The 18685-nt window shown below is 68.3% G+C and carries 14 protein-coding genes; 9 read left to right on the top strand and 5 right to left on the bottom strand.

Translation table 11 applies throughout. The features are described from left to right. The first annotated feature begins 35 nt into the window (after nt 1–35). The 4 genes from DB30_RS11610 to DB30_RS11595 all read left to right on the top strand — a co-directional run bounded on the left by DB30_RS11610 (nt 36) and on the right by DB30_RS11595 (nt 5430). On the top strand, nt 36–803 hold the full coding sequence (locus DB30_RS11610; protein ID WP_146658546.1) for a DUF2914 domain-containing protein: 768 nt from the start codon (nt 36–38) through the stop codon (nt 801–803). Nucleotides 804–852: 49 nt separating this feature from the next. Next, nucleotides 853–1473 carry an RNA polymerase sigma factor gene (locus DB30_RS11605; RefSeq protein WP_052548474.1) on the top strand — a complete coding sequence of 207 codons (621 nt, stop codon included), beginning with the start codon at nt 853–855 and terminating at the stop codon, nt 1471–1473. Nucleotides 1474–1480: 7 nt separating this feature from the next. Beyond that, nucleotides 1481–4396: a serine/threonine-protein kinase gene (locus DB30_RS11600; RefSeq protein WP_052548473.1), complete on the top strand. Its 2916-nt coding sequence runs from the start codon at nt 1481–1483 to the stop codon at nt 4394–4396. Nucleotides 4397–4560: 164 nt separating this feature from the next. Next, nucleotides 4561–5430 (top strand): hypothetical protein, encoded by an 870-nt coding sequence (locus DB30_RS11595; protein ID WP_146658545.1) that lies wholly within the window; start codon nt 4561–4563, stop codon nt 5428–5430. A 32-nt stretch (nt 5431–5462) separates the two neighbouring features. On the opposite strand, the gene DB30_RS11590 is transcribed toward DB30_RS11595, so the two are convergent. From DB30_RS11590 to mraY, 4 genes are all read right to left on the bottom strand, one after another. Beyond that, the gene (locus tag DB30_RS11590; protein ID WP_052548471.1) at nt 5463–6941 is read right to left on the bottom strand and encodes a multicopper oxidase family protein; all 1479 of its coding nucleotides are present in this window, start codon (nt 6939–6941) and stop codon (nt 5463–5465) included. Next, entirely contained in the window at nt 6938–9112 is a 2175-nt protein-coding gene (locus DB30_RS11585) for a hypothetical protein (protein WP_165703718.1), read from the bottom strand. The genes DB30_RS11590 and DB30_RS11585 overlap by 4 nt, the downstream gene beginning before the upstream one ends. A gap of 20 nt (nt 9113–9132) precedes the next feature. Further along, entirely contained in the window at nt 9133–10527 is a 1395-nt protein-coding gene (gene murD, locus DB30_RS11580) for a UDP-N-acetylmuramoyl-L-alanine--D-glutamate ligase (protein ID WP_165703717.1), read from the bottom strand. A 117-nt stretch (nt 10528–10644) separates the two neighbouring features. Beyond that, nucleotides 10645–11763 (bottom strand): phospho-N-acetylmuramoyl-pentapeptide-transferase, encoded by a 1119-nt coding sequence (gene mraY, locus DB30_RS11575; RefSeq protein WP_052548468.1) that lies wholly within the window; start codon nt 11761–11763, stop codon nt 10645–10647. A gap of 542 nt (nt 11764–12305) precedes the next feature. Here mraY and DB30_RS11570 point away from each other — a divergent pair. From DB30_RS11570 to DB30_RS11550, 5 genes are all read left to right on the top strand, one after another. Then, entirely contained in the window at nt 12306–13274 is a 969-nt protein-coding gene (locus DB30_RS11570) for an NAD-dependent epimerase/dehydratase family protein (RefSeq protein WP_052548467.1), read from the top strand. 52 nt (nt 13275–13326) lie between these two features. Then, nucleotides 13327–14436, top strand: coding sequence for a phosphatase PAP2 family protein (locus tag DB30_RS11565; RefSeq protein ID WP_146658541.1), 1110 nt, complete (start codon nt 13327–13329; stop codon nt 14434–14436). A 137-nt stretch (nt 14437–14573) separates the two neighbouring features. Continuing rightward, on the top strand, nt 14574–15554 hold the full coding sequence (locus DB30_RS11560) for a TolB-like translocation protein (protein WP_165703716.1): 981 nt from the start codon (nt 14574–14576) through the stop codon (nt 15552–15554). A gap of 214 nt (nt 15555–15768) precedes the next feature. Beyond that, nucleotides 15769–16434: an MBL fold metallo-hydrolase gene (locus DB30_RS11555; protein ID WP_052548464.1), complete on the top strand. Its 666-nt coding sequence runs from the start codon at nt 15769–15771 to the stop codon at nt 16432–16434. Continuing rightward, entirely contained in the window at nt 16431–17246 is an 816-nt protein-coding gene (locus DB30_RS11550; RefSeq protein ID WP_052548463.1) for a biotin--[acetyl-CoA-carboxylase] ligase, read from the top strand. The genes DB30_RS11555 and DB30_RS11550 overlap by 4 nt, the downstream gene beginning before the upstream one ends. A gap of 24 nt (nt 17247–17270) precedes the next feature. On the opposite strand, the gene DB30_RS11545 is transcribed toward DB30_RS11550, so the two are convergent. Continuing rightward, complete coding sequence (locus DB30_RS11545) at nt 17271–18638, bottom strand: flagellar basal body-associated FliL family protein (protein WP_052548462.1); 1368 nt, start codon at nt 18636–18638, stop codon at nt 17271–17273. Nucleotides 18639–18685 lie beyond the last annotated feature (47 nt).

The following is an 18685-nucleotide window of genomic DNA, read 5'->3' as shown; positions in this document are numbered from 1 at the left end:
ATGCAGGGGCGGGGCCCGGGCGTAGGTTCCGCGCCATGACCCGACCGCGCTTCGCCACTGTCTCCCTTGCCTTGCTGACCTCGATCCTCTCGTTGACCCCGCTCGCGTGTGACTCGTCTGGCGCCGACGCGCCGGTCCCCGCGACCCAGGCCAGCGAAGCAAGGACGTCGACGCCCGCGAACACCATCGCGGCTCCGACTCCGACTCCCGCTCCGGTGGCGGCTCCGGTGGCCACGCCCGTCGCTCCGATTGAAGATCAGCCCGTGCTCGCCAGCGCGGTGGCCCCAACCGCCGAGGCGATGGTCCAGTCACCCGCCAAGCCAAGCGCGAAGTCGCACGCCCCCGGGAGCCTGCGCAGCCCCAGCCTGCTGCCCGCAGGCACCCCAGACACCCACATCGAGGCGTTCACCAACTTGCGGCTTGGCGGCAAGGACAAGGCGCCGATCGGCGGCGTCGGAGCTTCGGGGATTCACCTCGACGAGCTCGAAGTTGGCAAGGGGTGGGCCTCGAGCCGCTGCGAGCAGGTCGGCAGCGAGTTCGTGGTCGACACCGACGAACGGGTGAACGTTTGCTTCCGGGTCGTGCACCCGCGCGAGGCCGAAGCCGTCACGCTCGAGTGGTCCCGCGCCGGCAAGGTCCGCCAGGTCATCGAGGTCTCGGTCAAGCCAACCCACGCCTACACAACCCGGGCCTGGATGCCCGTTAGCGCCGGCCGAACCGGCAACTGGACGGCGACCGTCAAGAGCGAGGACGGCTCCGTGCTCGGGCAGATCAGCTTCGAGATCGCGGGTCCAACGCTGTGATGCCTCGGACCCGCGATCGTCAGCCCGGGGCTTGGTATGATGCTCCGCAGTGACGATTGACCGGGAACGAGACGCCGCCCTGCTCGCGGCTTGGCGTGGCGGCGACGGCCAAGCGGGCGAACAGCTGTTCGATCTCCACGCCGACGCCGTCGCCCGCTTCTTCGAGAACAAGGTCCGCGAGGGCGCGGAGGATCTGACACAAGCAACCTTCATGCGCCTGCTCGAGGGCCAAGAGCGCATCCGCGAGGGCATCGCGTTTCGGGCCTTCATGCTTGGCATCGCGCGCAACGTGTTTCGCGAGCACCTGCGCGAGCTCGCCCGCGGACGCAAGATCGATCCCGAAGTCGAGTCCATGGCCGAGCTCGCGCCGGGACCGACGACGGTCGCCAGCAACAAGCAAGAACAGCGGCTGCTGCTCGAGGCCCTGCGCCGGCTACCAGTCGACGCCCAGATGGTCCTCGAGCTGTTCTACTGGGAGGAGCTCAAGACCGACGACATCGCGGAGATCATGGAGCTGGCGCCCTCGACCACCCGCGGCCGACTGGTCAAGGCCCGCAACTCGCTCAAGACCATCATGGCCGAGATCGCGGCGTCCCCGGAGTTGCTAGCGAGCACCCTCGGGGGCCTCGAGGGCTGGGCGGCCGAGCTTCGGGAACATCTCGGCAAGTGACCCGGCGATGAGCGAAGCCGTCACCAAATCGGGGTCTCCCGACGGCGAAACAACCGACGAGCTGCTGCACGCGAGCGGCCCCTCGCAGACGAGCTTCGAGCACCGCAGGGTGGTCGCGACCGCCCGCCGTCGGCTGTTTGGTCGCGGGCCCGAGGTCAAGATCGGCCGCTATCGGATCGAGCGTCGACTCGGGTTTGGTGGCATGGGCGAGGTCTACCTCGCCCACGACGAGGACCTGTCGCGCAAGCTCGCGATCAAGCGGGTGCTCGATGCCAAGCAGACTGAAGTCGGTCACGCGCGGCTGCGTCGCGAAGCGCAGGCCCTCGCGCGCCTGTCCCACCCCAACGTCGTCCAGATCTACGACATCGGCGAGCACGAGCAGTGCATCTTCTTGGCGATGGAGTACATCGACGGCGAGACCTTGGGGGCGTGGCTCGACGCCGAGCCGCGCCCGTGGTCGGCCGTTGTCCAGCAGTTCGTGGCTGCCGGCCGGGGCTTGGCCGCGGCCCATGAAGCGGGGCTGGTCCATCGCGACTTCAAGCCCGACAACGTGCTGCTCAGCGCCGACGGCCGCGTGCGCGTGGCCGACTTCGGGCTGGCGCTCGGCGACGAACAGCCCTGGCTCAGCCGCGGCATCACGGACCACGAAGACCTCGCTGAAGCACCGATCAGCGCGAGGGCCTCCAACGTGAGCGTGGGCGTGCGAGGAACCATCCGCTACATGCCGCTCGAGCAGCTGCGTGACGAAGCCGTCGATGCACGCAGCGACCAATTCTCGTTCTGTGTCGCGCTCTACGAGGCGCTGTGGGGCGCGCCACCGTTCCCCTTCGCTAGCTCTCGGGATCGGTTGCAGGCGCTCGAGCGTGGGGTCCCGCTGCCCCCACCGCCCACGGCGGGTGCGCGTCCGCCAGCTCGCTACTGGCGGGTGATCCGTCGGGGTCTGAACAAAGAGCCGGACAAGCGTTGGCCCACGATGGCCGCCCTGCTCTCGGCCCTCGACGACCGCGCGCGTCGCCGTCGTCGCGCTGCATGGATCGGCTCTGTTGGCGCCGCGCTGGTCTTGGCCGCGGGCGCGCTCGTGGTGGGTCGCGAAGGTCAGCTCGATCCGTGCGCGGCGGTCGAGCGCGAGCTCGAAGGCACCTGGGACGCGCCGCGCCGCGCCGCGCTCGAGCGCCAGCTTGGGGCGATCGACGCAGGTCATGCCCAGGCCAGCCGCGAGCGCGTGTTCGCGGGGCTGGATCGCTGGTCGCAGGGCTGGGTGGGCGAGCGCGAGCGCGTGTGTCGGGCCAACGCCGAGCACCGCATCGAGCCCGAGTTCGCGCGCCTGCAGACCGCTTGCCACACCCGCCAACGCCGACGGGTCGAGGATCTGGTCGGCTTGCTGCTCGAGCCCGGCGTCACCGAGCAGGCCCTGGCCAACGCCGTCGAGGCCGTCGCCGCGTTGCCTTCTACGGCGGCTTGTGAAGACGAGCTCTCGCTGCACGGTGTCGAGCCCGGGCCGCCTGGGATCATCAATGAAGTCGAGTCGCTCCGCCGCGAGCTGGGTCGGGCCCACGAGCTGCGCTTGCTCGGCAGCGTCGAAGCGGGGCTTCAGCTGGCAGAGGCCACCCACGTCGCGGCGGTCGAGCTCGGGTATGGGCCACTGCAAGCCGAGACGCTGACTGAGCTCGCGTACGCCGAGCTCGCTGCCGGCTCGCTCGAGACCGCCCTCGAGCGGATCTTGCAGGCAATTGACGCGGCCGAGCTCCACCACCACGACTACCTCGCCGCGCAGCTGTGGATCGAGTACACGCTGCGGTCCCTGATCGCACTCGACGACGAGACCGCTGGCAGCTTTGGACTGCGGCGAGCGGAGGTGGCCAATGATCGCATCAACGCCCCGGCGCGCGCGCGCGCTCGGCTGGCGTTCGCGCACGGGCAGCTCGCGCGTCTGCGCGGCGACCCGAAGGCCGCGGAGCAGCGCTACCGCCTCGCGGTCGAGCTGTCGGAGGTTGAGGACTCGGCTGATCAACCCAGCTACTTGGCCAACCTCGCCAACCTCGTCGCCACCCGCGACATCGACGAAGCCACAAAATTGATGCGACGGGCCGTGTTGCAGGCCGAGACCATCTTTGGGCCCCAGCACCCGCAGACCGCGAGACTCCTCTACGACCTGGGGTTGGCGCTGCGAGGCTTCGACGTCACCAACCCCGAGGTCCCCAAGCTGCTCGAGCGCGCCGCCAGCATCTGGCGCAACAGCCACAGCCGACCGCACCACGACCTCGCCACGGCGGAGTGGCTGCTTGGCGTGCTCGCGGTCGACCGCGGGGAGTTCGACCTCGCGCAGGCCCACGCCCTCGCCCTCGCCGAGATCCAAGCGGCGAGCCTGCCCGCGGGGCATCGGGACCATGGCCAGCCCGCGCAGCTGCTCGCAACCGTCTATTCTACCCGTGGGGAGTACGAGCTGGCGCTCACGCAGATCAACGCCGCGCTGGCGATCTGGGCGCCCGCGGACGGCGAGGACGACGTCGTCGTCCTGCGCCTGCGGACCGACGCGGCCTACACCCTGCTCGCGCTGGGTCGGATCGACGAAGCCGAGGCGCAGCTCGACCAGCTGCTCGCGCGGGTGAAGGACAGGCCAGATCAGGCAATCCCGGTCTACCTTGGACGCTGCGAGGTCGCGCTGCGCCGCGGTGATCTAGACGCCGCGAGCGCGGAGCTGCTGCCCCTCGACCCCATCGCGGCCAGCCTGGGTCCCTACGCGTTCAGCCATGCGCTGCTGCGCGCGCTGATTGATCTGCGCCGCGGCCAGCTCGACCTCGCTGCGCGCGAGCGTCTTCAGCAGGCCCACGCGAGCATGGTCTTCACGACTGAGCAAATTGATGAATGGATAGACCAGCTGGACGTGAGCCCAATGGAGCTCACCGCGCTCGGTCTCGAGTAGACCCCGCATTCGCAGGATCATCGGCCGCCTGAGGGTCTGTGATCGGCGCATGGGCATGGCCAAGACCACAGTGACGCCACGAGCCGTGTGGTTCGCATGGCTGACGCTGAGTTGACTCACTACTCAATAACCGAACCGAACGGGCTGCGACTCACTAGAGGTTCGTGGCCCAAATCATTACGTCCCGAAGCGCGGTTTCGAGGCACTCGCATGAACGCTCAATCCCCCATGCGCGGATTAGAGCAATGCTACAGACCAATAGTAACACCAACAAATTGTTTTCAGCTCGGGCGAGGGCTTTCCTAGACTGGTTCAGCGAGGGCAGCGAACTGTTTTCAGCTCGGGCGAGGGCTTCTCGCCCGCTTGCGGACACCTTCGTAGACTGGTTCACCGAGGGCAGCGGACTGTTTTCAGCTCGGGCGAGGGCGCTTGCGGACACCTTCGTAGACTGGCTCACCGAGGGCAGCGAACTGTTTTCAGCTCGGGCGAGGGCTTCTCGCCCGCTTGCGGACGCCTTCCTAGACTGGTTCAGCGAGGGCAGCGAGCTGTCTCGACCCGCTGCCGTCATTGGCCTCCTCGCTGCGCTGGGGCTGCCATCGGTCGTCGTCGCGGCAGCGCCGAAGATCCAGGATGTCGCGCCGATCTCGGCCGCCACCGATGCGCCCTGCGAGGCGTCCGTCATCGAGATGCGAATCGACACATCGACCGGCGACGCGTATTTGGTCACAGCCAACGGCGACATCCTGATCGACGCCGATGAGCTCAATGTGTACTTTGGCGAGGCGACCTCGGTCGCGCTCGACATCGAGTTCACCAGCGCGCAGTGGGAGGTCGAGGTCTCGCCAACTGGGGCGTCGACGCAGTACTACTACACGAGCGGCGGGACGGCCCGCTTCAACATCACCGCTGCCCCGGATGAGTATGTGCTGTCATTCAATGAGGTCACCTCGGGATCGTCGGCGAGGATGAACATGGCGCCGGTCGTGCCGGTCATCGTGGTCACGCCCGAGCAGGACTGTCCGACCCCGCCGTGATGCCTGCCGTGATCCCGCTGGTCACGATCGCCCTACTCCACGCGCAGCACTGTCATCATTCCACCGTCTACGTGCGGTAGAATGTGGCAGTGCGCCATCCAGTCGCCAGGGTTGTCCGCCAGCACCCCAATTCGGACGATCGAGTAGGGCGCGACGTCCAGGGTGTCTTCGACGCGCCGGACCTCCGGGGGCACGCCGTCAATTGACAACACCTCGAACGCGTGCCCATGCAGATGAAAAGGGTGCGCTGACTGCGAGACATTGCGCAGCTCGACAATCCCCCACTCGCCCAGCGGCATGGTCTCAATCGTGACGTCGGGAAACAGCTCGCCGTTGATCGTCCAATATCCTGTATGTGGATCGCCATGAAACACATACAGGACGTCCGTCCACCCCGGATCAGGCGTTGGCTCGGCGCCATCGAAGGGATAGTCCAGCGGCGCGGGCCCGGGCCCGGGCGTGTCCACCTCGACCTCGAACAAGCGCCGCTCCTCGTCCACCGCTGGCGCCCCCAGCAGCGAGTAGGGCAGCCCGATCACATCAAAGCCGTCGCCCACCAACCACTCGCCGTCCATTCGATCACTCGGCACCAGCACCACCGAGGCGGGCTCGCGCAAGTCCGACAGCACGCCCTGGCCGCCGCCAATGTGGCGCATCTGCGGCCAGCTCAGCGCGACATACCCGGCGTTCGCAACGTTGACCGCGCGCACTCGAATCCGCTCACCAGCCGCGGCCGGGAACACGGGATCGATCAACCCATTGGCTGTCCACTCGATCACGGCGCCATCGAGCCCGTGATGATCGCTCTCGTCGTCGCTGTCGAAGCTGAACTCGTTCCAAGAGTCGAACACGACCACGAGCTCGCGGTCGGGCACTGGATCCGCGGGATCTTCGGCCACGATCACCCCGTAGAGACCCAGGTCAACCTGTCGATCCGTGTCGACGTGGGGGTGGTACCAATAGGTTCCGGCCTGGTCGACCACGAACGAGTACTCGAAGTCCTGACCCGGCCCAACCGCCTGGCCCTGCCAGGTCACGCCGTCCATCGCGAAGGGCACGCGCAGCCCGTGCCAGTGCACGGTCGTGTCGGTGTCGAGGCCGTTGTGAAATTCCACGGTCAGCGTGTCGCCACGCTTGACGCGAATGGTGGGGCCTGGGACCTGCCCGTTGTAGGCCCAGCCCTGGACCATCTCGCCGCCGATCTCGAAGGCCAGCGGCGCGGCCGTGAGCGACACCCGCACCGCGTTGGGATCAGGGTCGAGGTCTTCGGCCTCGGCCGGGGATTGCAGCTCCGGGCGCGGTTGTTCGCCCGGGAGGTCGGCCGGGTCGCCCGTCTCGGTGTCCGCCGCGGTCTCGCTCGAGCTGGTCGTCTCGGTCCCGGTCTGGCCCCCGGTCCCGGTGTCCGTCCCCGAGCCCGCCACCCCTGCGCCGGCGCCAGCGTCCGAGCACCCCGCGCTACCGAGCACCAAGACCGCCCCAAGTCCAACAAGCCCAACAGCCCAGCGCTTCACTTGCTCACCTCCACCATGACCTGCTGCGCGTCGTCCCACCCACGCTCGCGCACGAGCGCGACCGGATACGCCCGGTGGACCAGCACCGCGTCCACGACGGGATCTTGGCAGCTCGCGGAGAACACATGCGTCGAGGTCCATTCTTGCTGCGGCATGATCCGATTGTCCGACACCACATCGACCGCGCGGTGGTGCGGCACCATCTGCGCCCCCGCCTCGTCCGCGAGCACCCGCGCAAACCCAAACCCGGGCGCCCCCGCGACCGCGGCCGCAGCCAGCGGCGCCCCGGCCTCGAAGTAGCCCTCGCGCCCGCGATAGGCCACGTCACCAGCCGGCAGCGGCGCGTCAAAGCCGACCTGATCACCGTTGACGCTGATCACTTGCGATTGCCCGACCACCCGCAGGCGCGGCAGCCCCTTTTGGGTCACGTCAAAGCTGCCGTCGCCAAACGGACCGAAGCCCTCGTAGTCGTGCCAGCCGTCGACCGTCACGACCCGGACCACATCGCCGATCGCCGCGCCCGGCCACACCGACCAGTCTTCGGGGCTTGGCTTGCGATCCAACCAGCCACCAAACTCGGGGATCACGTCACCGTCGATCGCGGTCAGCACGTCGTCGCCGCAGCGGGCCTGAACGAACAACACCAGCGATCGCAGCGGCTCGCCCGTGGGGATCGCGTGGCCGGCCCCGGCGTTGCGCACGGTGACCTGGGTTGTCAGGGTCGTGTCGACGAGCGACTTGTCGATGAAGATCGCGGCCGCCAATTGCAGCATCCCCGACGCGGGCGTGCGCGGCCCGACCCAGGTGTGCTGCCGCGTGGCCCCGGGCGGCCGCAGCCACCCCAGCGCCACCCCCTGCATCGCCAGCTTGTCGGCGGTTAGATCGGCGCCGTTGCCCAAGCTGGGATCCGCCGGCATGTGGCAGCTGCTGCATGGCGCGATCTCGAAGAATGGACCCGCGCGCCACTCCTCGTAGGTGCTGTGGGCCGGAAACACGCCGTCTGGCCAGCGCGTTGGATCCAAGCTGGTGCCGGGCACCAGCGCCGCTTGATCGTGTTGGTGGCAGCCCGAGCAGAACTCGGCGGTCAAGAAGTGTTTACGCGGCGAAGCGCCCATGCGGGGGTTGGGCACGTCGGCGTAGGGCCCGAACGCGAGCGGCTTCCACGGGCCCACGCTTGGGCTCGGCGACACCTCGACGGGGCGATGCAATTGCAGCCGACCCGCGACCCCAGCCGGCGCGTCGAGATCGATCGACTCGACCTTGTGGCACAGATCGCAGTGGACCCCGCCCTCGAAGCTGGTCCCGACTGCGTCATGCAGATCCCGACCGCCCACGACCCCGTCGATCGCCGGCGCGTGACAGTCCGCGCACGCGCCAAAGCTGGTTGCGACGCCGTCGCATGCGTCGAGCTCCCCGCAATTCTCGTTGAGATCCGGCAGCGTCCCGGCCCCGATGTAGCAGCGCGGGGCCAGCTGATCCGAGCCAGGGACCACGCCCATCCACCACTGCCCGCCCGCGGCCTCGCACGCGCCCTGATCCGCCAGCGCGCTCGCAACTCCAGCGTAGATGTCGTGGACGACGGGGTTGCTGGCGCTGCGTCGGTGCGGCGAGGCGTGCCACTGATCCTTGAAGGCCTGGTGACAGTGACCGCACTCCGCGGTGGTGCCCATGTTCTCGGGCACGCCCGCTGGGTTGAACAGGTACTCCTCGTTGTCACCGGGCTCGATGCTCTCGAGCTCGAACACCAGCTCGCTGTCATCATCAACCAAGATCACGTGGGCCCTGGTGCGCGCCCGCTCGTCGGACGCCATGAGCACCAGCGCGCCCTGGATCGTCGTGTCGATCAACGCGAGCGCGCGGCCGTCTGCGTCGGTGTGCACGACCACGCCCGTGCCCCCTTGAATCACGATCGCGCCTTCGAGCGGGACCCCGTCGAGCAGCACTTGGACCGAGCGCTCGATCTGCTCGGGGATCGGCTCGCCCTCATCCGTGCTGGTGTCGGTCTCGGTCTCGGTCTCCGTCTCGGCGGTCTGTGTGGTTGCGTCGCTGCTCTCGGACCCAACGCTCTCGCTGCTGGTGTTGGAGCTGGTCTGGGCGATCGGCCCGTCGTTGGCGCACGCGAGCGCGAGCAACCCCAAGACAGCCGCCGCCGAACGTTGAGCGCCGCGCACCCCCCGATGATACCCAACGTTCAAGCCAGCGCGGCGACGGCCTGGGCGAACACTTCGCCACGATGCACGAAGCTCAGGAACATGTCCCAGCTCGCGCACGCGGGCGACAGCAGCACCGCGTCGCCTGGCTTGGCCATGTCGCGGGCGATCCGCACCGCCTCGTGCATGTCCCGGGCATGCGCGGTCGGGACCACGCCGTCCGCCATGGCCAAGAACGTTTGGGCGCTCTCGCCAATCGCAACCACGCCGCTGCCTTGCCGCGCCAGGACCTCTCGCAGCGCGCCGATCTCGTCGCCCTGCTTGGCCCGACCGCCGCAGATCAACACGAAGGGCCGCTCGAACCCGTCGAGGCCCGCGAGCACCGAGGCCACGTTGGTCGCCTTGGAGTCGTCGATGTACGTCACGCCGCCGCGCTCGCCGATCGGGTTCATGCGATGCGGCAGCGCCCGAAATTCGCTGAGCGCCTGCTCGCAGGCCTCGCGCGTGATCCCCAGGTGCCGGGCCGCGGCCAGGGCGAACAGCGCGTTGACGGCGTTGTGGCGGCCGGCCAAGGGCACCAGCTCGCGCCGATAGAACTCGCCCACGCGCAGCTCGAGCGCGCCATCGTGCTCGGCGAGGCGCGGCGGCTCGGGGCCATCGACGACGCGACACTCGACGATCGGCGGAACCCGCTCGCGCAGCGCGGGCGTGAACGGATCTTTGGCCGAGAGCAACGCCAGCGACTGCGGGCCCAGTCCATCGAAGATCCGGGCCTTGGTCTGGGCGTAGTCGTTGATCGAGGCGTAGCGATCCAGGTGATCGGCGCTGACGTTGAGCACCATCGCAACGGCGGTCAGCGGCGCCTCTGGTGACACGCGCAAGGTCTCGAGCTGATAGCTGGAGCACTCGAGCACCAGCGCGCCCGGCCGCCCCCGGCGACCCTCTGCGACGGCCAACAACAGCTCGCACAGCGGGATCCCCAAGTTGCCGCCCACGAAGGGATCCAACCCGGCAGCCGCGAGCATCGCCCCGGTCAGCGCGGTCACGGTGCTCTTGCCGTTGGTCCCGGTGATCAGCAGCGTGGGCAGCTCGTTGCCGCCCTCCCACTCGCTTGCGATGATCGCCAGCGCCAAGCTGAGCTCGCCGTGGACCTCGGCCTCGGGCACCAACTTGAGGTGGCGCTCACGCCATGGGCCCGGCGGCACACCAGGCGAGAGGACCAGGAGATCGAGGCCGTCGAACGCCTCGTCGGGCGCAAGCTCGACGCCGAGGTAGCGGACGCAGCTGGACAGGCGATCGGGCAGGCCCTCGAGGGTTGCCCGCCGATCGAACAGCCGAACCTCACAGCCGCGGGCGTGCAGCAGCTCTGCGGCCGCGACACCGCTCTGCCCACACCCAATGACCAACGCACGACGAAATTTAACTTCCTGCTCCACGGCGATTGCGGCGGAGTCATATCAGGTTTCAATCGGCGCGTTCACCGGCAGTTGGCGCGCCCGCGGAGCCAAGACGGACGATCCATGCGCCGGGCGCTTGGGCAGGGTTTCGCCCGTTTAGCGCAGCTTGAGGGTCGCCAGCGCGACCAGAGCCAGCGCGAAGCTGATGATCCAGAACCGAACGATCACCTTCGGCTCCGCCCACCCCTTGAGCTCGAAGTGGTGATGGATCGGCGCCATCTTGAACACCCGCTTGCCAGTCAGCTTGAAGCTCGCAACCTGCACGATCACCGACACGGTCTCGAGCACGAAGATCCCGCCGACGATCAACAGCGTGAACTCGTTCTTCGAGGCCACCGCCAAGAACCCCAGCCCGGCGCCAAGCGGCAGCGAGCCGACGTCGCCCATGAACACGCTGGCCGGATAGGTGTTGTACCAGAGGAACCCGACCCCAGCCCCGCACATGGCCCCGCAGTAGATCGACAGCTCGCCGACCCCCGGGATGTGCGGGATGTTGAGGTAGCGGGCGATGTCAAAGCCCGCGAGCATGGTCCCGGCCGCGTAGGTCAGCGCGAGGAAGGTGCCGGCCGAGATGATTGTTGGCCCGATCGCCAGCCCGTCGAGGCCATCGGTGAGGTTGACGGCGTTGCTGGCCCCCACGATCACGATCACCGAGAACACCCAGTACAGCCACGGCGGCAACGAGATCTGCGCCGAATAGAAGTCGCTCAAGGGCAGCGCGAGCCGATAGCGGATCGCGTCGGGCATGATGTCGCCGCCGTACAGGTACGCAACGACCCCAGTCGCAACCACGAACTGGCCAAGAAATTTCCAGCGGCTGCCGAGCCCGCCCGAGCTCTTCTTGCGGATCTTCAAGAAGTCATCGAGGAACCCGATCACGCCGAACCCGGCGGTCACCAAGGTTGCGAGCAGCACGAAGGGGTTGCCGAGGTCCGACCACGCGACCGTTGGCAGGATCACCGCGAAGATGATCAACGAGCCGCCCATGGTCGGGGTCCCGCGCTTGGCGAGGTGCGACTCGGGCCCGTCGTCGCGGACCACCTGCCCAAGCTGGATCCGCTGCAGCGTGCGGATGAACCACGGGTACAGCAGCAGCGTCAGCAGCAAGCCGGTCAAGGTCGCGAGCAGGATCCTCGTCGACGTGTAGCGCAAGACGTTCAGGCCGGAGAGCCACCCGGCCTGATCGTGCAATCCGTATAGGAGGTGGTAGAGCACGGTTCCTCGCTACGCTTGGCACAGCTTCGTGGCCGGGCGCAAGAATCTGGCGCTGTGCGCGGGGTGAGGTGAGGCGATGTTTTTTTTACCCCCCCGGCCACCTTCGCACTTCGCGGTCACTTCTTCTGGGACCCCCCCGGCCACCTTGGCACTTCGCGGTCACTCGCTTCGCTCGCTCCCAAGGGGCCGGCTGTGCGCGGGGGTATGTGTGGCCCCCTAGCAGGGGGCTCTTGTCTGGGCGCCCACGGCCACCGTGCGGCGCTCCATTCGTTACGCCTGGGTATGTGTGGCCCCCTAGCAGGGGGCTCTTGTCTGGGCGCCCACGGCCACCGTGCGGCGCTCCATTCGTTACGCCTGGGTTGATGCTGCCATTCCGCGCGCCTCGCTGGACGCCGCGAGCGCCGCGAATTGCCGAATTTTGGAGCACGTGGCGGTCGCGCCTGGGCGAGATCTCCACAAACTGGCCTTCGACACCAAAACCACGGGCGTTTGGGTGCTCACGCGCTTGCGACCCAGGAAGCGGATCGGAGAGACTCCCGCCGGTGCGAACCCTCGTCACTGGCGCAGGGGGTCAAGTTGGTCTCGACTTGATCCGAGCTCTCTTGCAGCAAGGCGACGTGGTCCACGCGACCGACCTCGGCCCGCGCCCGGAGGCGGCCGCCGACTTGCCCGCGGACCTGCCCTGGCACCAGCTCGACGTGACCGACCCCGAGCAGCTCTACACCTGCTTCGATCGGCTGCAGCCCGAGCGGGTGTTCCACCTCGCGGCGATCCTGTCGGCGCGCGGCGAGGTCGACCCCGCGCTGACCTACCGGGTCAATCAAACTGGCACCTACAACGTGCTCGAGGCCTGCCGCCTGACCGACGTGCGGCAGCTGATGTTCACCAGCACGATCGCCGTGTTTGGACCCGGCTTGCCCGAGACCGTTGGCGACGACGAGGCCCTGCACCCAACCACAATGTATGGGGTGACCAAGGCCGCGAGCGAGCTGCTTGGCGAGTACTACAACGCGCGCTTCGATCTCGACGTCCGCGGGGTCCGATTCCCGGGCTTGATCTCAGCCTCGATCCCCGGCGGTGGCAGCAGCGACTACGTGGTGTTCATGTACATCGACGGGGTCCGCAAGGGCGCCTACGAGGCGTTCTGCCGGCCCGACACCCGGATCCCGCTGATGTACATGCCCGACGGCGTGCGGGCCCTGCTCGAGCTGTCGGCGGCCCCGCGCGATCAGCTGTCGCGCTGCATCTACAACATCGCGGCGTTCTCTCCGACCGCGCAAGAGATCGCCGTCGAGGTCGCGGGCGCGCTGCCAAAGGGCGCCGACTTCTCGTTCGTGTCGGACCCGGCGCGGCAGAAGATCCTCGACTCGTGGCCGTCCGTGCTCGACGATCGCAACGCTCGCGCAGACTGGGGATGGGCGCCCCGCTATGACCTGCCCGCGATGACCGAGCAGCTGCTGCCCGAGATCCGGGCGCTGCTCGAGACTCGCGCTGACGCGCTCGATCACTGAGCAGCCATTTTGGTTGGCGGTGATCTGGGTCGCCACACCGTACTATCCCGGCGTGGCGCTCCTGCCCCTGTTGTTGAGCTTCGGCTTGCTCGCCGCTCCGGCGCCAGATCGAGTCGGCGCCGGGCCAGGACCTGCGCCCATCGAGCCGACCCCCATCGACGCTGCGCCTGTCGAGCCCGACATGCCGGCCGTCGAGCCTGGGCCTGTTGTCGAGCCCGACCTGCCGGCCGTCGAGCCTGCGCCTGTCGAGCCTGCGCCTGTTGCCGAGCCTGACATGCCGGCCGTCGAGCCTGCGCCTGTCGAGCCTGCCGTGCCTGCGCCGGCCGTCGGGCCCGACACGCCGGTCGTCGAGCCCGCGGAGCCGACCGCGGTGATCGACCCGAGCCCGGCGCCGCGGCTGCCCGACATTCGGTTTCGCCTGGCCGCCGATCTGCCGGTTCTCGTCGGCTTCACCGCCGTGTTCGCAACCTCCGAGGCGATGAAGCCCGTGATCGCACCGCGAGCGTGTGACTGGTGCGGGCCGGGTCCGGTCGCCCGCGGCGTTCGTGGCGGCCTGGTCTGGGCCAAGCCCGAGCCGGCCGCGTTGACCTCGGACATCATTGGCTACGGCGTGATCCCAGCGTTCGCGCTGACCATGACGATGGTCGCGGTCGGCACCGAGGGCGAGTGGCGAAAGCTCCACGAAGACCTGATCGTCGCGCTCGAGGCGGTCGCGGTCTCGGGCGCGCTGACCAACGTCATCAAGTACTCGACGGCCCGGCAGCGTCCCTACTCGCTGTACGCAGCGGACCCGATCGCGTTCGCCGATGACCCGGACCAAAACCTGAGCTTCCCCTCGGGTCACACGGCGCTCGCGTTCAGCGTTGCGACCAGCTTTGCGACCGTGGCGACCCTGCGCAATCGCAAGCTCGCGCCAGTGCTGTGGGGCGTCGGCGTGCCGATGGCGGCGTTCGTTGGCTACCTGCGCATGGCCGGCGACCGACATTGGTTTGGCGACGTGCTCGCGGGCGCGGGGCTCGGGACCGTGATCGGGGTTGGGCTGCCGTGGTTGCTGCACCACCCGCGCACGGGCGTGATGCCGCGACTCGAAGCCCGCGACCGACGTGTGTCGTTGACGATCGTGCCAACTGGTACGGGCCTGAGCATCGCCGGCCGGATGTAGTGCCGCACATCCTCGCTCGCGCGGGGGCCTCTCGAACTGGGCGATTCCTGACAGAGATCGATGGTAAGAATGCAGCAGTGAGAACCAGCCGTCTGCGAATGACCACGCCAACGACAACTCCAAGAGCCCGTGGTGCGATGCATCGTGTCGCCTCGCGCCCCGCCCTTCCGTGGTTGCTCTGGAGCCTCGCGCTGTTCGGCTGCGCCGATGTCGTGCCCATGTCCGCCGAGCAGGTCGGCCCGCTGATCTTCGTCGAACCCACCGGCCAGCGGATCGGCTCGTTGACCACCAACGGTCAGCGCGGTGCTGGAGTGGGCGAAGCTCATGCGGTGATCGTGTCCCCCCGCTGGTCCCCCAGCGGCTCGATGATCGCCTACGTGGGCCTGGAGGACGATCGCGTCCGCGACCTGTGGATCGTCAACATCGACGCAGAAGGTCGACCAGCCGAGCCACGCTCGGCGCTGCGCTGGGACACCGCCGAACCGCCACCGCTGCTTCATTGGTTGCCCGATGAGAGCGGCCTGCTGTGGAGCGAGATGACCGACACCTCCGTGGCCGTGCGGCAGCTGGAGCTCGCTAGCGGTGCGGACACCTGGCACTTCCAGATCAACTTGTCGGACCTCGATGTCGCCAGCGATGGCCGAATCGTCGGACGTGCATCAACAGAATCGAGCGACTCTTTGGCGGTCCACGCCGCGTCGTTCGAGCGCCTGTTCGAGACGGAAGCGGGCCTGGGCAAGGCGCCGCGCTGGTCACCCGACGGAAGCGAGGTCGGGTTCGTGCTGCTCGGTGAGCCGGGCATTGGCGTCCTCGACCCTGACACGGGCACATGGGAGCGTCTGACGAACGCCGAAGACACCGACCTCCGCTGGTCGCCCGATGGCACGTACCTGTCCTTCGTCCGCCAACGCGAGCAGCTGGTCCTGCGCGACCGACAGCGCGGAACCGAGACCATCATGCTCGAGGCCGAGGCTGCCGCCCACGAGTGGAGCCGCGACGGCCGGCACCTCGCGATGCCTGGACCTGATCGAACGCTGTGGCTGCTGAGCCGTGATGATGGCAGCGTGCGCGAGGTCGTGGGCCTGCGGGCCTCCGTCCCCAACCTCGACTGGTCATGAGGTGCTCGCCGCGGCGCGATTCCGGCACCTTCTTCGTCTAGCGCGTTGGACAGTCACGAGCACGCCGGGCCAGGCGATCGAGTTTGAGGTGGACACTTCATGCGCCGACGGCAGCGCGCCGCCGCGTGACGCTCCGTTCGATGTTGAAGGCCGCGTGCGTCCGATCCCCGCGTCGCACTCCTGATGACCCGCCCGCGATGCTACCTTCCGCCCCGTGAGCGAGGTTCCGGCGCTAGAGATCGTCCAGCTCGAGGTGGGCCTGTTGCAGAACTTCTGCGAGGTGATCGGCTGCCCCACCACAGGCAAGGCCGCCCTCGTGGATCCGGCGTTCGAGGTCGACCGGCTCATGAAGATCGTCCGCGAGCGGGGCTGGACCGTAGAGACGATCCTGCTGACCCACACCCACGATGATCACGTCGCCGGGCTCGACGAAGCGGCGGCCGAGACCGGCGCGGTGGTTCGCTGTCACCCGCTCGAGCTCGAGGCCGCCGGTCAGTTCGCGGCGCGGGTCGAGCCGGTCGGCGACGGCGAGGACGTGTGGATCGGCGGCGGTCGCATGCGGGCGATCTGGGCGCCGGGCCACACCCCCGGCTGCGTGTGTTGGTACGGGCCCGAGAGCGAGGCGCTGATCACCGGAGACGTTTTGTTCGTCGGCTCGTGCGGCGGCGTGTCCTACCAGGGCTCCGATCCCAAGGCGATGGTCGACACCCTGCAGCGCAAGCTTGGCAGCCTGCCCGAGCAGACCCGGCTCTATCCTGGGCACGACTACGGCAAGACCCCAACGAGCACCTTGATGTGGGAATTCGTCAACAACCCGGCCCTGCGCGCTGACACGCTCGAGGCATTTTGTGCCTACAAGCGGGTCGCGGTGCCAACGTGAGCCCGCTTGCCCACGACGACCTCGCGCAGGTCGGCGCGCTGCTGACCACAGCTCGGCTTGGGCGCACCCACGAGCACCATCAGCAGATCGGCTCGACCAACGATCGCGCGCTCGAGTGGCTCACGGGCGGGGCTCCAGACGGCGCGCTGGTCACCGCCGACGCGCAGACGGCTGGTCGCGGACGGCTGGGTCGCCCGTGGTCGTCGCCGCCCGGTCGAGACATCTACGCGAGCGTCGTGCTGCGACCTGGGGCGCCGTCGGCCGCGTTTGGGTCGCTGGCCTTGGCCGTGGGCGTGGGGCTGTGCGAAGGGCTGTGTGCGGTGTTTGGGGATCAGCTGCCAACGCTCGCGCTCAAGTGGCCCAACGATCTGCTGCTCGACGAGCGCAAGCTGGCCGGGATCCTGTGCGAGAGCCGCTGGCGCGGCCGCGAGGTCGAGCTGGTGATCGGGTTTGGGCTCAACGTCCACCGCGAGGCCGCGCAGTTCGAGCCTGGCCTGCAGGCCACCGCGACCAGCCTCGCGCAGCACCTCGAGTCACACCAACGCGTGGGCCGAGCGGCGATCCTCGCTGCGCTGCTGCACCAGCTCGAGCTCGCGCTCGAGCGCTTCTTCGCGGGTGGCTTCGCAGCAATCCGCTCGCGCTACGAGTCGCGCTGCATCATGATCGGCCGCGAGATCCAGGTTGAGCAGGGCGAGGGTCAGCGGATCGCCGCGATCGCGATTGGCCTCGATGACGACGGCGCTCTGCGTGCGCAGCCACGCGAAGGTGGACCGAGCTTCCGGGTCCAGAGCGCCGACGTGTGGTTGGCGTAGATCCACGCTCGCGTTGACCGAACGCTACCAGCCGCCCAGCTTCGCGACCGGCGCGCCGCTGTCCAACGACAGCACCCGCATGGTCTGCCCGAAGGTCACGACCACGAACCCCGACCCCGCGACCATCCCGTCAACGTTCTCGTGCCCGTCGCCGACCAGCGTTGTCTCCCACTTGGTCGCGCCGTCGACCAACGAGATCCTGCGGATCCGCGCCTGGTCGTCGTTATCGGGCACAAAGCTGATGATCGCGTCGTCGCCAACGAACTCCGCGCGCGGCTGCCCAAACCCGCCGTCAACGGTCTCGAGGCTGCCGGCCTTGGTCAGCTGTACGCGCCACAGCTCGGCCTTGGTGTCGCGCGCGTAGCCAAGGATGTGGGGGATCTTCGTGCCCTTGTCGCGGGTCACGAACGCCAGCCCGTGCGGGTTGGCGCAGACCTTTGACGCGTCGTCGTGACGGCGGCCGCGGACGACCGGCAGATCTTCTTTGGGGCAGAAAGCTTGCTGAACCCGCAGGTCCGGGAACTGGTTGCCCTTCACGTCCAGCTCGCGCAGCTCGGGGATCAGGTCATAGCCAGCGTCGTCGCGCAGGAGCTTGGCGCCCGCCGGCGGCTTGGGCTGGCCGGGGCTGAGCTTGCCGTCGACCAGCGTGATCAGGGAGGCCGCGTCGTCGATCGTTGCGACCCACAGGTGATCCCCATTGATCGCGAGCGCCTCGAGCTTGTCGGGCAGGCTGGCCAACCACCGATCCGCCCCGGTCTTCGCGTCGTAGGCGCGCAGCGTGGCGCCCAGCCCAAGCAGCACCAGCTGGCTGCCGGGCTCGTAGTACAGCGTGGGATTGGGCAGCTCGGACATCCGGCCCAGGTCGACCTCCCACAAGGTTGACCAATCGCTGCCGGACATCGCGGTCAACGTCAGCTGCTGCGAGCCGATCTCGTTGATCGTGCCGATCACGTCGTCGACCCCGTCACCGTTGACGTCCGCGACGAACGGCCGCCCGTTCCTCCACAGGTACTTGCGGGAGTTGGCGACCGCGGTCGCGGTGTTGATTCCGCTCTTGACCTGCTCGAACACCTCGTTGGCGCTCTGGAACACGGTGAACGCCACGATCCCTCCGATCACCAGCGGCAGGAAGGTCACCAGCAACACGATGATCAGCACGGCCTTGCCCGCCCCGCTGCCGCCAGTGCTAACCGTGTTGACCTGGTTTGGCGGCGGCGCGTAGTACATCTGCTGCTGCTGCAGCGGCGGCTGGGGTGGCGGCGCCGGCTGCTGATGGACCGTCCGCTTGATCTGGTTGGTGGTCCCGCAGTAGCCACACTGCAGCACGCGGAGGTCGTCGGTCGCGTCGAGGTTCGCACCGCAGCCTTGGCACACGAGTTTGACGATCGCCATAGGCCCGCGAGTATAGCGCTCTCCCGCGTTCGCTACATCCTTGGCTG

The sequence above is a fragment of the Enhygromyxa salina genome (assembly GCF_000737335.2).
Classification (GTDB): Bacteria; Myxococcota_A; Polyangia; order Nannocystales; family Nannocystaceae; genus Plesiocystis; species Plesiocystis salina_C.
This window is presented reverse-complemented; position numbering and strand designations above follow the sequence as displayed.

Bases quoted from the DNA above. Each gene is read 5' to 3' on its own strand.
- DB30_RS11560 (WP_165703716.1), top strand. From the start codon at position 14,574: ATGCATCGTGTCGCCTCGCGCCCCGCCCTTCCGTGGTTGCTCTGGAGC.
- DB30_RS11600 (WP_052548473.1), top strand. From the start codon at position 1,481: ATGAGCGAAGCCGTCACCAAATCGGGGTCTCCCGACGGCGAAACAACC.
- DB30_RS11610 (WP_146658546.1), top strand. From the start codon at position 36: ATGACCCGACCGCGCTTCGCCACTGTCTCCCTTGCCTTGCTGACCTCG.
- DB30_RS11545 (WP_052548462.1), bottom strand. From the start codon at position 18,638: ATGGCGATCGTCAAACTCGTGTGCCAAGGCTGCGGTGCGAACCTCGAC.